At 41.2% G+C, this 376-nt stretch carries 1 rRNA gene; it reads right to left on the reverse strand.

What is annotated here, in order from left to right:
• Nucleotides 1-298: 298 nt before the first annotated feature.
• Nucleotides 299-376 (reverse strand): 16S ribosomal RNA (locus tag ACUVOF_RS21970); the annotation flags it as partial.

Below are 376 nucleotides of genomic sequence, written 5' to 3' on the forward strand. Positions count from 1 at the left end.
GGGTTCGCAATGATAACGTTTCATTTTGCCGGATACGCTTGAGACGTATCACAATTTAAGAGCACTTCTTACGAAGTGTTCTTGTCAGCATGATATACATTGTTAAAGAGCGACTGCTAGAAGCAGTGATAAGTGTTCTTTCGACTTAAAAAAGAAAAAGACCTTTAAACGTCCTTAAGACCTTTAAACGCTATTTTTTCTTTTTAACATGAAAAAAACAGAGCACTTATCACTGCGTAGTAACAGCATTCTGATCAGGTAATTCATTGTGGACGCTTACTAACTGTGACGCATCGTTTAAGGAGGTGATCCAGCCGCAGGTTCCCCTACGGCTACCTTGTTACGACTTCACCCCAGTCATGAACCACACCGTGGT

It is taken from the genome of Vreelandella sp. H-I2, assembly GCF_052959335.1.